At 65.0% G+C, this 14,238-nt stretch carries 14 protein-coding genes, 1 tRNA gene and 1 pseudogene; 5 read left to right on the top strand and 11 right to left on the bottom strand.

The annotated features are described in order from the left end of the window. Positions 1-70: 70 nt before the first annotated feature. Positions 71-757 (top strand): TetR/AcrR family transcriptional regulator, encoded by a 687-nt coding sequence (locus AAFG50_RS18370; protein ID WP_039185093.1) that lies wholly within the window; start codon positions 71-73, stop codon positions 755-757. Here AAFG50_RS18370 and AAFG50_RS18365 read toward each other — a convergent pair. From AAFG50_RS18365 to AAFG50_RS18355, 3 genes are all read right to left on the bottom strand, one after another. Further along, positions 739-864 (bottom strand): hypothetical protein, encoded by a 126-nt coding sequence (locus AAFG50_RS18365; RefSeq protein WP_231166696.1) that lies wholly within the window; start codon positions 862-864, stop codon positions 739-741. The two genes, AAFG50_RS18370 and AAFG50_RS18365, sit on opposite strands and share 19 nt — an antisense overlap. Before the next feature lie 31 nt (positions 865-895). Continuing rightward, entirely contained in the window at positions 896-1,258 is a 363-nt protein-coding gene (locus tag AAFG50_RS18360) for a DUF1428 family protein (protein WP_028170946.1), read from the bottom strand. Positions 1,259-1,420: 162 nt separating this feature from the next. Next, positions 1,421-1,494 (bottom strand) — tRNA-Gln (locus AAFG50_RS18355). A 492-nt stretch (positions 1,495-1,986) separates the two neighbouring features. Here AAFG50_RS18355 and AAFG50_RS18350 point away from each other — a divergent pair. From AAFG50_RS18350 to AAFG50_RS18340, 3 genes and pseudogenes are all read left to right on the top strand, one after another. Then, positions 1,987-2,282: pseudogene (locus AAFG50_RS18350) on the top strand (SOS response-associated peptidase); the annotation flags it as partial. A 127-nt stretch (positions 2,283-2,409) separates the two neighbouring features. After that, positions 2,410-3,195 carry an acyltransferase family protein gene (locus tag AAFG50_RS18345; protein ID WP_028170945.1) on the top strand — a complete coding sequence of 262 codons (786 nt, stop codon included), beginning with the start codon at positions 2,410-2,412 and terminating at the stop codon, positions 3,193-3,195. Positions 3,196-4,141: 946 nt separating this feature from the next. Further along, positions 4,142-4,354, top strand: a complete 213-nt coding sequence (locus tag AAFG50_RS18340) for a hypothetical protein (RefSeq protein WP_131234174.1) — start codon at positions 4,142-4,144, stop codon at positions 4,352-4,354. A 249-nt stretch (positions 4,355-4,603) separates the two neighbouring features. Here AAFG50_RS18340 and AAFG50_RS18335 read toward each other — a convergent pair whose 3' ends face one another. The 6 genes from AAFG50_RS18335 to AAFG50_RS18310 are packed head-to-tail and all read right to left on the bottom strand — an operon-like array spanning position 4,604 to position 11,310. Continuing rightward, positions 4,604-5,575, bottom strand: coding sequence for a tripartite tricarboxylate transporter substrate binding protein (locus AAFG50_RS18335; RefSeq protein ID WP_028170943.1), 972 nt, complete (start codon positions 5,573-5,575; stop codon positions 4,604-4,606). Between the two features lie 57 nt (positions 5,576-5,632). Next, complete coding sequence (locus AAFG50_RS18330) at positions 5,633-6,763, bottom strand: iron-containing alcohol dehydrogenase (protein ID WP_028170942.1); 1,131 nt, start codon at positions 6,761-6,763, stop codon at positions 5,633-5,635. 13 nt (positions 6,764-6,776) lie between these two features. Then, positions 6,777-7,814 carry a 4-hydroxythreonine-4-phosphate dehydrogenase PdxA gene (gene pdxA, locus AAFG50_RS18325; protein ID WP_028170941.1) on the bottom strand — a complete coding sequence of 346 codons (1,038 nt, stop codon included), beginning with the start codon at positions 7,812-7,814 and terminating at the stop codon, positions 6,777-6,779. Continuing rightward, positions 7,811-8,917: a four-carbon acid sugar kinase family protein gene (locus AAFG50_RS18320; RefSeq protein ID WP_028170940.1), complete on the bottom strand. Its 1,107-nt coding sequence runs from the start codon at positions 8,915-8,917 to the stop codon at positions 7,811-7,813. Before AAFG50_RS18320 ends, pdxA begins: the two co-directional genes overlap by 4 nt. After that, a complete protein-coding gene (locus AAFG50_RS18315; protein WP_028170939.1) occupies positions 8,914-10,359 on the bottom strand; it encodes an FAD-binding oxidoreductase in 1,446 nt (481 codons plus the stop codon). Before AAFG50_RS18315 ends, AAFG50_RS18320 begins: the two co-directional genes overlap by 4 nt. Positions 10,360-10,386: 27 nt before the next feature. Continuing rightward, positions 10,387-11,310, bottom strand: a complete 924-nt coding sequence (locus AAFG50_RS18310) for a dihydrodipicolinate synthase family protein (RefSeq protein ID WP_028170938.1) — start codon at positions 11,308-11,310, stop codon at positions 10,387-10,389. Between the two features lie 124 nt (positions 11,311-11,434). Between AAFG50_RS18310 and AAFG50_RS18305 the strand changes: the two genes are divergently transcribed. Further along, the gene (locus tag AAFG50_RS18305) at positions 11,435-12,268 is read left to right on the top strand and encodes an IclR family transcriptional regulator (RefSeq protein WP_028170937.1); all 834 of its coding nucleotides are present in this window, start codon (positions 11,435-11,437) and stop codon (positions 12,266-12,268) included. Between the two features lie 10 nt (positions 12,269-12,278). On the opposite strand, the gene rnz is transcribed toward AAFG50_RS18305, so the two are convergent. Then, a complete protein-coding gene (rnz, locus tag AAFG50_RS18300; protein WP_028170936.1) occupies positions 12,279-13,184 on the bottom strand; it encodes a ribonuclease Z in 906 nt (301 codons plus the stop codon). Positions 13,185-13,251: 67 nt separating this feature from the next. Next, a complete protein-coding gene (locus tag AAFG50_RS18295; protein ID WP_011086660.1) occupies positions 13,252-14,235 on the bottom strand; it encodes an antibiotic biosynthesis monooxygenase in 984 nt (327 codons plus the stop codon). Positions 14,236-14,238: the final 3 nt, after the last annotated feature.

The raw sequence follows: 14,238 nt of genomic DNA, 5'->3' as shown, positions 1-14,238 counted from the left end.
ACCCGCGGTCTGACCACGCTTAAATTATAATCAGAATTATGATTATGATTTAAAACGGATGCAAGCGCGGATGCGAGCACGTTCTGAAGAGCCCGGATTTCGCGATTTCGACCTGCCGGGCGTCGCCCCGTCGCGCCAGAAGCGCAGCCGGGAGACGACGCTGGCGCTGCTGCGCGCCGGCGCCGACATGCTGCGGGCGCGCAGCCTTGCCGAACTCTCGATCGAGGCGCTCTGCGCCGAGGTCGGCGTCACCGTCGGCGCCTTCTACAGCCGCTTCGAGAGCAAGGAGGCCTACTTCAACGCCCTGATGGCGCTGGCCACGCGCGACGGCGAGCAGCGGCTGGGCGAGATCAGGCGCCCGTCACCCGACACCGGCCTCGACAAGCTCTGCCATGTCATCGTCGGCGGCATCATCGCCTGGATGCGCAACCACGAGGGCGTGCTGCGCGCGGCGCTTCAGCATGACGACACCCGCCCGGACAAATGGACGCCGTTCAAGGCGCTCGCCCAAGCCACCACGATGCGCGCCACCCCTCTCCTGTTGCCAGCCATGGGCAAGGGAATGGGCAAGGGACGCAAGGCCGCCAAGACCCGCACCATCGCCTTCGGCTTCCAGGTCGTGCTGGGCACGCTGGTGAACGCGATCCTCAACGATCCCGGACCGCTGTCGCTTTCGTCGAAAGAGATGGAGAGGCGGCTCGCCGGTTGCCTGTTGCTGCTGCTTCAGGCGGAGATGGGTCACCCGACGCCGAGATAGGCCTTCTGCACCTGCGGGTCCTCGGCGAGCGCGGCCGCGGTGCCCGACAGCACGCTTCTGCCGACCTGGAGCACGGACAGCGGACCCGGATTTCGCTTACGCTCCATCCGAGCCACGAGCCTCCCTGCTCGACCTCACTCAACTGATAACATCGCTCGCCCGCAGCAGCGTCGTGAAGCCGCCATAGATCATGCGCTTGCCGTCGAACGGCATGCCGTCCAATTTCAGCCGAGGGTCCGCCATCACCTTCTTGTTGACGGCATCGCGCGTCTCGCGGTCGCGATAGACGATCCAGGAGAACACCACGAGCTCATCCTCCTTCGCCATCACCGCGCGCGGAAACGATGTCAGCTCGCCATAGGGAACGTCGTCGCCGATGCATTCGACATAATCGAGCGCGCCGTGCTCCATCCAGACCGCGCAGGCGGTCTTCGCCAGCGCCTTGTAGGCCTCGATCTTGTCCTTCGGCACGGCCAGCACGAAACCATCGACATAGGGCATCACGGATCTCCTTGGGTTGTGTGTCCCAAGGACGATGGAGCGCACCGCGATCCGACGCCTCAGATGTGCTTTCAGATGAGGCAAACCGTCGCGAGCGGCGGCGCGGCGAGCGGGGCGCGGCCGCGGGGCGGGTCAATTATGGCTTGGGAAAAGCGCCTGAACTGGCTGGGGAACCTGGATTCGAACCAAGACAAACAGAGTCAGAGTCTGTTGTGCTACCGTTACACCATTCCCCACCGAAGCTCTTGATATAACAAGACTTTCTTCGGAAGTTTTGCAAACCGCAGCAAAAGTTTTGCAAGTCAGCGGCGCGCTGGCGCTCATATAGCCGCGTCGGCGTTCGCGGTCCAGCCCCTCTGTGACTATCGCGGCTCGTTCTCTTTACGTTCTCACCTTATGACTCGGCGCCATGTCCGCCGCCCGCATCATCAAGGCGCCACCGCTTTCCGGCGGCGATCGCAAATACCACGCCCGTGAGATCCGCAAGGCGGAAGTCACCTTCCGCACAACGTCTCGAGGACGCGCGACGACTCACGCAGCCGCGCGATCGGCAGGTCGCGCTCATGCGTAACTTCTGTACGGCAGTCCGTGCCAGCGAAGAAGCGCCGGCCGGATTTGATCGTCCTGCGTCAGGCCGGCGATCCGCAACCCGCCGCACCATCTCGCCGCATCAAGAAGGCCTCCTGACGATGTGCAATCTCTAGAGCGTCACCGCCAGCCAGGCGGCGATCAGCGCGCTGTTTCGCGTCGTCAATCGCTACGTCGGCAACCTGGCGGCGATGCCCTCGGCCTTCCAGGACAATCCGGCGCCCGTGGTGCGTGCCGCCGACAACGGCGAGTGCGAGCTTGCCATGATGCGCTGGGCATGCCGTCGCCGCCGAGCATCAAGGGGCCCCCCGTCACCAACGAGCGTAACACGACGTCGCCACACTGGCGTCGCTGGTTGAAGCCGGAGAGCCGTTGCCTGGTGCCGGCGAACAGCTTCTCCGAATACGCGCCGGAGCTGAACCTGGAAACGGGCAAGGCAGCGAGTTCGGCACCGGCATCAAATATGCTGTGGAGAACGATTGCCTTGAGTTACATGAGCGCGGGCCGTATGACCGGATACTTGCTGACGCTCCATAAAGCACGAAGCCGCCGCGCAGATCAAAATGTTCAGCCTCGATCGAACGAAGAACGATACTTCCACATTGCTGGATCTCCTCCGCGCGCTCGCCGCCCAAATGGTTTGCGTCGGGCACACTTGGAATTTGACTTTCACGTTCTTCGGCGGGGCTACGCAGACGCTAATCCCCGATATCGGCGTTCTTCTGTTTTTCGTGCTGTCCGGCTTCGTCATCGCATTCACTCTCCACGAGCGAACCAAAGCTGATGATTATTCCCTGCTGAACTATGCCGTCGAGCGCTTCGCCCGCATATACTCCGCATACGCGCCGGCGCTGATCTTGATCGCCGTACTGGACTATTCCGCCTGGGCGCTCGGAGTTGAGCGGTTTCGACTCGACAGCGCGGCAAGCTTTTTGAAGAACTTGGTGATGCTGCAGGGTTATCCTGGTAGGTGGGGCGGAGACACATTCGGCTCAGCCGGCCAGCTCAGCACGCTCGCCATCGAATTTCACATCTACTTCTTCGTCGGCGGCCTGTTCTTCTTCTGCAAAGGTCGCGACCAGATCGCTGGCCTCGTGCTGGCAATCGCAACCGCCACCGTTCCACTGTTCCATTTTGCTGAGAGGCCGGACGCGTCCCACGGCCTCTTCGTGCTCTGGTTGCTGGGCTTCGGCGGGTACTTCGTCGCGATCAATATGAGGATCGATCGGCTGGTGACAGTCGCCTGCGCCATCCTCTCTATCCTGTTGTTCTGGAAGTGGCGCGGCTCTCATGTGCGCGGCGACGAGTACGCGCTAGCTGCACAACCCTATTTGCGCTGTGTTTTGTGAGTCTTGCGATCGCAGCGCAGGGCCAAAACCGGCTCCGAAGATTTCAATCAATCGTCGGGTTCTTCGCAGGTTATTCCTATAGCCTGTTCTTAATCCACTTCACGATAGTGAAGATCGTCGTTTGGCACTTGACGTCGCCGCTCTGGGTGAGATTCGTGCTGGCGATCCTCATCTCAAATTTCGTCGCTTGGCTCTTCGCCATGGTCACCGAAGCCCGACACAAACAACTCGCTCGCTGGATACTGCGGAGAATGGCTTCGTTTCGAACCGTAACCGCTCGCCCCTGAAGACGACGGCAATCCGCCAGTAACGCTGTCGGAGGGCTTGGAGGTTAGTGGAGCCAGCTCATTCCCCACTTGGCCCCCTCAATAACCTCGATGAGCCGATCATGCGGCTCTTCGGAATGCCAATAATGAAACGTCCGGTAGAGAACGAATTACAGGACGGCCCCTGAGGCTATCCCTAAAATTGGCAATTCTCAGTCCCATCGGCTTCGCGGCGCGCTCTAACGGTTTGCCCGAGGGCCGGAAATTGGTTGACTGAACGTCTTGCGTCAATAGAGATCGAGAAATCTCACAATCCAACGTAGCAGCTGAACGGCTGGTGAATGCCCCATTCAATAAGCGTTGCATATCATAGGCGTAATCTGCCTATTGGAACCCGTATCCACGCCCTTCGTTGAAGATCAATCAAAAGGAGAGAACAGTGTTTATTCGTGCTGCAATTCTGGCGCTGGCAATCCTAGGATCAGTCTCATCGGCCATGGCCCAGTTTCCAGGCTCGCCAAGTGGCGGGTGTCCGCACGGCTATGATTTCAACTACTCCAATGGGCGGTGTTATCCTAACGAATACAAGGCGCCAGGTACCTATGCCCGACCGCAGCCGGACTATCAAGGCTATAGAGCCTATGGGTACGGATCCTGCCCCGATGGGTACGACTTCAACTATGACAACGGACGCTGCTATCCAAATTGGAGGCGCGCGCCCGGGCGATACCGCTACTGATCTGGCCACAACTCTGACACCGACCATAGGCTTTGGCGTTCAGCTTGGCGCCTGCGATATTCCGGAGGCGCTGCGCGATTTCATCGAAAGCCAGCTGGGCCGCGCGATCGGGGTGCAACTGGCGCTGCCGCTGCGAATCGCCGGCCGTGGCTAAGTGCACGGCCTGTGACGATCTCGGCTGCGTATGCGAGAACCACCCGGACTACCCATGGGACGGCCCGCGCGCATGCGGTTGCGGCGGCGCCGGCGCACCCTGCCCAGCCTGCAACATCCCGGCCGACGGCGACGCGCCGCGAATGCCGGACGGCTTCCGCCTGGAGGTCGATCGCGCTGGTTCTCGCGTGCGCGGTACAGCTTGGTCGGCGACACGCGCCAGCCAAGCCTTGGGGTGAACGCCTGCCCCCTACTCCAGCTTGATGTTCGCGGCCTCGATCACCTTCTTCCAGCGCGCCGTTTCTGCGGTGATGTAGGCTGCGAACGGCTCCGAATCCACCGCGACCGCAGCCGCGCCGAGCTCGGCCATCTTCTGTACCGTGTCCGGCTGCTGCATGAAGGCGCGGATCTCGGCCGAGAGCTTTTCGACGATCGGCTTCGGCGTGCCCGCAGGGACGAGGAAGCCGTGCCAGGCGACCGCCTCGAAGCCCGGTAGGAATTCGGCGACGGCCGGGACTTCCGGATCGAACGCGGCGCGCTTCGGCGTTGCTGTCGCAAGCATCGCGAGCTGGCCGGTCTTCACCTGCGGCAGCAGCAGCGGCACGTTGTCGAAGGCGAGATCGATCTGACCGCTGAGGAGATCGGTCAGCATCTGGCTGGAGCCCTTGTAAGGCACGTGCACCATCTTCGTGCCGGTCATCTGCTGGAACAGCTCGCCGGCCAGATGCTGCGAAGTACCGACGCCGGCCGAGCCGAACGAGACCTTGTCCGGATTCGCCTTCAGATAGGCGATTAGCTCCGGCACGGTGCGCGCCTTGATCTTGTTGGGGTTCACGACGAGAACGTTGGGCACGACGCTGATCTGGGCGACCGGCACCAGATCCTTGTCCGGCTGGTAGCTGAGCTTCGGCCCATAGAGCGAGGGGTTGATGGCGAGCGCCGACGTGCTGGCAAGCCCGAGCGTGATGCCGTCAGGCGCCGATTTCGCCAGCCGTGTCACGCCGAGGATCGAGCCGGCGCCGCCGACATTCTCCACCACGAAGGGCTTGCCGAGCTTGACCTGCAAATGGTTGGAGACCATGCGCGCGAAGATGTCAGCGGTGCCGCCGGCGGCGAAGGGAACGATCACCGTCACCTGCTTGGACGGATAGCCGTCCTGCGCCTTCGCCGGCGACGTCGCCAGCAGCATCACTGAGGCAAGAACAAGCCACATCGATCTCATCGAAGTTTCCTCTGTTTTCACTGTGTTATTGATTGGCCGCCGCGCGCGGCGGGTGTTTTAGAACGCGACCTCATACATCCCGTGGATCGCATCCCGGCCGAGATCGCGCGGGTTGTTGTCGAGCAGGCGGCGAATGGCGTGCGCCTCGTCGGCCATCACCCCGAGGTCGTCCTTGGGCACGCCGAGCGCGGACAGCCGCATCTCGATCCCGAGATCCCTGCAGAACTCGTAAGTCGCGTCGAACGCGCGTTTCGCATCGCCCTGCTCCGGCAGTCCGAGCGCCTGGAGCACTGCGCGCGTCTTCGCCTCGACCGCCGGCATGTTGAAGGCCAGCGTGTGCGGGAAGATCACCGCGCAGGCGAGCCCGTGCGCGACATGATGGCGCGTGCCAAGCGGATAGGCCACCGCATGGCCGGCGGTGGTGTTCACCGGTCCAAGGCAGTAGCCACCATAGAGCGAAGCCAGGGCAAGACCGGCGCGCGCCTCGCGGTCGCCGCCGTCGGCCACCGCGCGCTTGAGATAGCGCCCGACCAGCCGCGCTCCCTCGAGCGCATAGAGATCGATCGTCGGATGCGCCTTGCGGCTGGTATAGGCCTCGACGCAATGCGCGAGCGCATCGACGCCGGTGGCCGCAGTGACCTCCTTCGGCACGGTCATCGTCAAGTCCGGATCGACGATGGCGATGTCGGCGAGCATGAAACGGCTCTGCACGGCCTGCTTGTTCTGGCTGACGGGATCGGTGACGAGCGCACGGGTGCCGGCCTCGCTGCCGGTGCCCGACGTGGTCGGGATCTGCATCAGCGCCACGCTGCGGCCGGCCACCTTCTCTGGCCCGACGATGTCGGCAAAGGCCACGTCGGACGTGCAGAGCACCGCGACCAGCTTGGCGAGATCCATCGCGCTGCCGCCGCCGAAGCCGACCACGAGATCGGGCTTGGCCTCGCGCGCCATCGCCACCGCCTTCTCGAGATTGGGCAGGTCCGGCTCAGGCTTGACGTCGCCGAACACCTTCACCGCACCCGGCAACGCCAGCATGTCGATGCGGCGCGCATTGAACGCATCGGAAATCACGAGCGGCCGCTTGGCGCCGGTCCGCTCGGCGAAGCGCGCCGCGGCCGTGATCGTGCCGTTGCCGAATTCCAGGATGGTGGGACGAAGGATTTCGATGGGCGTGAAGGCGTTGGTCATCGTGCGGTCGATCTCATGATTTGGATGCGGAGGCGCCAGCGGCCAGCCGTTCGGCATAGTCGATGGCCTCGATCAGGCTGTGCTCGTTGGCGATGCCCTTGCCGGCAATGTCGAAGGCTGTGCCATGATCGACGGAGGTGCGGATGATCGGCAGGCCCAGCGTGATGTTGACGCCGGAGAGCTCCTGCCAGCGGCCGGTCGCGGGATCGACCTGGAAGCCGAGCAGCTTGACGGGAATGTGCCCCTGGTCGTGATACATCGCGACCGCCGCGTCGAACTGGCCGGCGCGCAGCTTGACGAAGATGGTGTCGCCGGGCACGGGACCGATGACATCGAGGCCGTCGGCGACCGCTTTGGCGATCGTCGGCGCCGACACGTCGATATCCTGCCGGCCGAACAGGCCGCCCTCGCCCGCATGCGGGTTGAGCGCGGCGACCGCGATCTTTGGTTTGGCAATGCCGAGCCGGCGCAGCGCATCGTTGGTGAGGTCGATCACCATGCGCAACCGCTCCGGCGTCAGACGCTTCGGCACGTCTTCCAGCGCGACATGGGTTGAAACATGGCTGACGCGCATGTTGCCATGGGCGAGCAGCATCACCGAGCTGCGCACGCCGGTCAGATGGGCCAGCATCTCGGTATGGCCGGGGAAATGATAGCCGGCCTTGTTGAGGGCCTCCTTGTTGAGGGGGGCCGTGACGATGGCCGCGGTCCGGCCCGCCTGCGTCAGACGCACGCCCTGCTCGATCGCCTTATAGGCGAAGCGGCCGCCATCGGCGCTGAGCACGCCCGGCTTGATCGGGTCGCCCTCGGCGTCGGCTTGCAGGTAGCAGAGGTTGAGCCATTCGCGATCGTCCGCCGACACCCGTGGGATCGCAACGTCGGTGCCGAGCGCGGCCTTCGCGCCGTCCAGCGCCGCGCCGCTGCCGATGATCAGCAGACGCAGATCGCCCGTCGCGATCCGGTCCTTCAGCCCGAGGCAGGCCTTGACGATGATCTCCGGCCCGATCCCGGCCGGATCGCCCATGGTGATAGCAAGATGACGAGAGGTCATGTCGGACTCTCCATTCTGAGCAGATGATTGGCCCGGAGCAGATCACGCCAGAGATCGCGGGTTCCGAACGCTCCGGACTTCGAGACGACGTCAACGCCGGCCCAGCGCCCGCCTTGCAGCACTGAACGCGGCAGCCCCGGCACGATGCGTCCTGTCACCTGAAGGGCATGCGCGCCAAGGGCAACGCATGCGGCCTTCAGGGTCTCGCCGCCGGCGACGATCAACGTGCCAGGTCGATCGAGCGCCGCGATCAGCGCCGTCATTTCGCGCGCGATCCGCCGCGCCGCCTCGACGCGCGTCAGGCCTTCGGCGAGAGAGAATTTGACCAATGCGATTCCGTCACCGGCCAGCTTGCGCTGGACACGCATCGCGCCCTCACCTTCCGCAAGGGCGATGGTCGCCTCGCCGCATGCGGCGAGCTGCGGCGCCGTGGCAGCCTGGTCCGAGCCGAACAGTCCCAGCACCGGCAGCTTCAACTGGCTCGGCGCGTCGGCACGATGGCTGCGGGCGAGCGCCCCGGCCAAGCCGCCGCTTCCGCACCACAGCACGGGCCCCGGCATGCGCCGTCCCATCTCCACCACACGATCGAGATCGATGTCGCTCTCGGCATCGAAGACCTGAACGCTGGCCTGCGCCAGCGTGTCGGCCTGCCCCTGCCGCGCCTCGATGCCCTCGAGCTGCAATTGGGCGAGGAGATTGTCGCCGACGCGATGCCAGTCGCCTTGCACAGTGCGCGCGAATTGCTGGCCATCGACGGTACGGCGTCCCTGATAGTCGAAGGCGGGCGCGACCACGCAAGATGCCCAATGGCCGCTGCGCAGGCAGGCGCCGAGCTCTGCCGCCCATGCGCCACGCAGGAGGCTATCGACCTTCTTGTAGCCGATCGTCGCCCCGTGGAGCTGCGGCGCCAGCCGCCCGACGATCTCGACGCTCTCGGCCTTGGAGCGCTCCCGCGTGCCGCTGTCGATCGCAAGGCTCCGGGAGCCCTGCGTCGCGGGCGCTTCCGGCCAGGTAACGTCGAACGATCCGCACAGGCCGACGAACTCCGCCGCGGTGTCAAGCGCACCGGTGAGATCGTCGGCAAGCAGGCGGACACTCGTCATCGGCGCACGCCTCCTGCGTCGAAAATCTTGCCCGGATTCATCAGGCCATTCGGATCGAGCAGATGCTTGATATCGCGCATCAGCTCGATGTCGAGCGGATCGGCGACGCGGGCGAGCCGGCCGCGATTGGTGATGCCGATGCCGTGCTCGGCGCTGATGGCCCCGCCTTGCGCCGCGGTTTCGTCGTCGACGATCTCGTTGATCTCGGCCACCAGCTCGGCCGTCGCATCCGGGTCCTGACAATGCGCGCGATCGATCAGTGCCACGACATGGATGTTGCCGTCACCGATATGGCCGTGCATGACGACGTTCGCATGTGGCACGGCGGCCTTGATCCGGGCCTCGACATTGTTGACGAAGGCCGCTTGGCGCTCCAGCGGCACGACGCTGTCATGCGACACCACGTAACCGCTGCGCTTGTTGCCTTCGGACACGCTGTGCCGGACCGCCCAGATCGCCCTCGCCTGCGCCAGGTTGGAGGCCAATATGGCGTCTTCGGCAAGCCCCGCCTCCATCGCCTCGGCAAGCACCGCGGCCAGCGGCTCGCTCAGGTCCACGCCTGCGAGCGTGTCGGTCAGCTCGACGATCAGATACCACGGCGTCGTCAGCTCGAAGGAGATCGTGACATGCGGCACCGTCTTCGCGATCGCCTCGATCTGCGACCGCGACATGATCTCGAGGCTGCCGAGCCGGTCGCCGACGGCACCGCGCAGGCGCTGCATGATCTCGAGCGCCTGCTCGACGCCCTGCAACTTCAATAGCGCCAAAGCCGAGCTGCGCGGTGGCGCGAACAGTTTCAGCACCGCTGCGGTGACGATGCCGAGCGTTCCTTCGGCGCCGATGAAGAGCTGCTTGAGCGCGTAGCCCGTGTTGTCCTTGCGCAGCGCGCGCAGGCCGTTGAAGACGCGCCCGTCGGGCAGCACGACCTCCAGCCCGAGCACGAGATCGCGCGTCGGCCCGTAGCGCAGCACGGCCGTGCCGCCGGCATTGGTCGAGATATTGCCGCCGATCTGGCAGGAGCCCTCGGCACCGAGGCTCAGGGGAAAATAGCGATCGACGTCCCGGGCCGCGTTCTGCACCTCGGCGAGGATGCAGCCGGCCTCCACGGTGATCGTGTTGGCGAGCGGGCTGACGTCGCGCACGGCCCGCATGCGGTCGAGCCGGATCACGACATTGCCCGCGCGATCGTCCGGCGTCGCCGCCCCGCACATGCCGGTGTTGCCGCCCTGCGGCACGATCGCGAGCCGCCTTGCCGCGCAGAACTTGACGACGGAGGCGACCTCGGCGGTCGAGCCGGGCTTCACCACCGCCACGGCGCGGCCGTGATAGCGCCCGCGCCAGTCCACCACATAGGGCTCCTGGTCGGGCCCGGACGCGATGACGTACTTGTCGCCGACGATATCAGCGAGCCCGGCCAACGCACCCTGGAAAGAATCGGACATCGGATCGCCTCGTCGCCCGCGCCAAGTCTAGACGGCGGCGGCAGCGAATGCAGCAGCATCCGCGAGCAGTTCTTTCATTTGAGCCGGCGGCAGCGACTCCAGCGGCGGCCGCAGCCGCTGCCATCCGGCGTGACCGGTGCGCTCGGCCACCAGCGCCTTCAGCGATGCCATCTGCGGGAACCGCGAGACCAGCTCGCGCGCCTTCACGATGCGCGCCTGCGCCGCCTTGAGGGCCGGATCGTCATCGCCGTCGCGAAAGTGCTTGTAGACGTGGGCAAGACTGCGCGCGACGAGGTTGGACGTCGCGGTGATGCAGCCTGCGCCGCCCTTGCGCAGCAACGGCAGCATCAACGGGTCCGCGCCGCCCAGGACCGCGAACCCGGGGAAGCGCTCCACCATTGCGGTCATGTTGGCGAAATCGCCGGACGAATCCTTGATGCCGGTGAAGACGGCCGGATAGGCCTTGCGCAGCCGTTCGATCAGCGCATGCGAGATCGGCTGCGCCGACATCTGCGGATAGTGGTAGAGCACGACTTTCAGGCGCGCATCACCGATGCGCTGCACCACTTCGCTGTAGGAGGCGTAGATGCCGTCATCGCTGACGTTCTTGTAGTAGAATGGCGGCAGCATCACCACGGTGTCGACGCCGACCGAAAGCGCGTGACGCGTCAGCGCGATGGTCTCGGTGAGCGCGGCAACGCCGGTGCCGGGCAGAAGCCGCTGCGGCGCGATGCCGGCGGCCACCACGGCTTCAAGCAGCGCGGTGCGCTCGGCCGCTGAGAAGGAGTTTGCCTCGCCGGTCGTGCCGAGCAGCGCGATGCCGTTGCAGCCCTCATCCAGAAGGTAGCGGCAATGCTCCACGAAACGCGCGTGATCGGGCGCGAGCTCGGCGTCGAGCGGGGTCAGCGCGGCGGAGAACACGCCATGAGGGTGCAGCGATGATGTCGACAAGCTTCCTCCGATCGTCAAATCGATATTGTTCGGAATGCGAACATTTGTTATTTACTGATACTGTCAGTAAAATCAGCGCACCCCTGCGTCAAGGGTGATGCTGTCATGACGGGGGCATTCGAGCATGGCCAAGGTCCAAAGGAAGGCCGCGAAGCGCAAACCTGAAGCTAGCCCAAAGAATCCCAGGAATTATGTCGCTTCCGTCGGCAAGGCGTTTGCCGTGCTCAGGAGTTTCACCAGCGAGGCCTTCGAGCTCACCTTGAGTGAAGTCGCCGCACGCGCCGATCTCGATCGCGGGACCGCGTTCCGGCTGATCCAGACCCTGATCGAGCTCGGCTATCTCCAGCCGGTTCCGCAAAGCCGCCGGTTCCGCCTCGGGCTCGCCTGTCTCGACCTCGGCTACACGGTGCTGTCGCACGGATCGCTGCGAGCCATCGTCGAGCCGCTGCTGCGCGACCTCGTGCCTGACGTGGGCGATGCGGCCTCGCTCGGCATCCTCGACGGCGGCGACGTGATCTATCTCGCGCGCGTCGGCGCCGGCCTCGACCGCCACAAGATGGATCGCCGGCCGGGTTCGCGCATTCCCGCCTACAGCGCCGCGCTCGGCCATGTCGTGCTGGCGCATCTGCCGCGGGACGAGCAGATCGAGCGACTGGAAGCGCGCCCTCGCGTCAAGCTGTCGGAGCGAACGCTGACCGATCTCGACGCCCTGCTCGCCCGGCTCGACCTGGTGAAGAAGAAAGGCCACGCCATCTCCGACGGCGAGAACGCCTATGGCTTGCGGACACTGGCCACGCCGATCTTCGACGCCCAGGGTGTCGCGATCGGGGGATTGAGCGTCACCATCGACGCGATGCGCATGGACATGCCGGCCTTTCGCGACCAGGCGCTGCCGCGACTGATGCAGGTGACGCGCCAGGTGCAGGATATCGCGATCAAGTCGGGATTGTCGGGCTGAGGGCGGCGGACTAGACGACGATGTGATCGAAGTCGGCGGCGATCCGGCTGTTCGGGAAGATCCTTGCCGCCTCGGCCAGGATCTCTTCGTCCTCGTAGCGTCCCGACATATGGGTCAGCACGAGCTGTCCGACATTGTTCGCGGCCGCAAAGGCGGCTGCTTCTGCTGCGGTGAGATGGCCGTAGTCGCGCGCGGTCGACGCGTCGCGATCGAGGAACGTCGCCTCGATCACCAGCATGTCGGCGTCAGCGACATATTGCGACAGCCCCGCGGTGGCCTCGGTGTCGCCGATCACGACGAGCTTCCTGCCGCCGCTCGGCGGCCCCAGGACGTCCTCCGGATCGATCGTCCGGCCGCCTTCGATCACGACCGGCCGTCCTTGGGCCAATTCGCCGCGCAAGGGACCGTCGGGCACACCGAGCGAGGCGAGGCGATCGGACAGAAGGTGACGGCGCGCGGGGCTTTGGAATACGAAGCCAAAGCTGTCGGTATCGCGATGGCGGACCGGAAAGCAGTCGATGGTGAAGTCGCCGGCATCGATGACCTGGCCTTCGGTCAGCGCTGCGAACTCCACGGGGATCGGCGCCCTGCCCGCGCCCCACAGGCCCGCCAGCATCCGGATGACGATGTCGAGTGTGCCCGGGCCGCCATGAATGGTCATCACATCGGAGGATTGCCGCAAGCCCAGCGTCGAGAAGAGACCGGGGATGCCGAGCACGTGATCGAGATGAGCGTGCGTCAGCAGGATGCGGTCGAGCCGCCGGAAGCCGGCGCCGCTGCGCAGCAACTGGCGCTGCGCGCCCTCGCCGCAATCGATCAGGATGCGCTTGCCCGCGGCCTCCACCAGGAGGGCCGGATGGTTGCGTTCCGCCGAGGGAACGCTGGCCGAGGTCCCGAGAAATGTCAGGGCGAACATGCTCGTCAGTGTCCAGAGACCGCCGCTCTCCCCGACAGCACCGGAGCGGCGCGCAAGGTGGACGGTCTCACCGCCCCAAATGCCACGCGAGCAGCAGCGCGTACAGACCCATCGACGCGGCGTAGAGCGCGCCAAGCAGTGCGTAGCCCGCGATCTGGCGACCGAGCGTCGCCTTCGGCGTCACCCACCAGTCCAACGCCCTGAAGGCGGCCGGCACCAGCCACCAGCCGAGCAGCTGGGTGCTCACGAGATTGCCGACGAAGAGCGACAGCCAGACCGGCACGCCGTGGCTGTCGATCAAGGGCGCGCTGACGAAATAGCCCCAGAGGTAGACCACGGGATAGAGCACCAGGAGGACGATGAGGTTGCTCTTCCAGATCAACGCAGGCCCCTGCTCCGGAGCCTGCGTCTTGCCGGCCGGGAACCAGAAATTGAAGCCGTAGCTCGCCCGCTTCACGTTCATGCCCGCGTTGAAGCGCGCGCCCTCCCTAAGCAGTGTCTGCCGCAACGGCGAGTCGAGCCATGCGCTGAGGTTGGCATCGCTGTCGAATGACAGGATGACGATCCACTCGTCGTGCAGGCCCGGAATGGGCCGCTCGATCTTGTGCCGCAAAAATCCTTTGAACTCGGCTTCCGCGGCCTGGATGCGCTGCTGCCAGGTGAGGAAAGCGTCCTCCAATCCTGCCGGCACCTTGAAGGAGATCACGGCGGAGACCGCGCTGTCGCGCTGCACTCCGGTGTCGGGCAGGATATGGACGTCCTCCGAGCCAACGAAGAAGCGTTGTATCTCCGCAATCAGCTTCGCCCGCACCTCGCTCTGAAGCCAGGCGCGCGCCGCCGCCGGACTCGCGAAGCGCACGATCGTCACCCAGTCCACATGCGCCGGCGGCTGCGGCGGCACCACCTCCTGGCTGAGAAAGCCGGGCCAGGTCTTGAGCACCTCGCCGACCTCGCCGTTCCACCGCGCAAACGCCGCAAAGCCGTCGTCGGCGATGCGCCGCTGGATGACAAGGGCGACCGGCTGGCCGGCCGTATCGGGTGATCCGTTCATCGC

Origin of the sequence: Bradyrhizobium sp. B039 (assembly GCF_038965675.1) — a bacterium.
GTDB classification, from domain to species: Bacteria; Pseudomonadota; Alphaproteobacteria; order Rhizobiales; family Xanthobacteraceae; genus Bradyrhizobium; species Bradyrhizobium diazoefficiens.
This window is presented reverse-complemented; position numbering and strand designations above follow the sequence as displayed.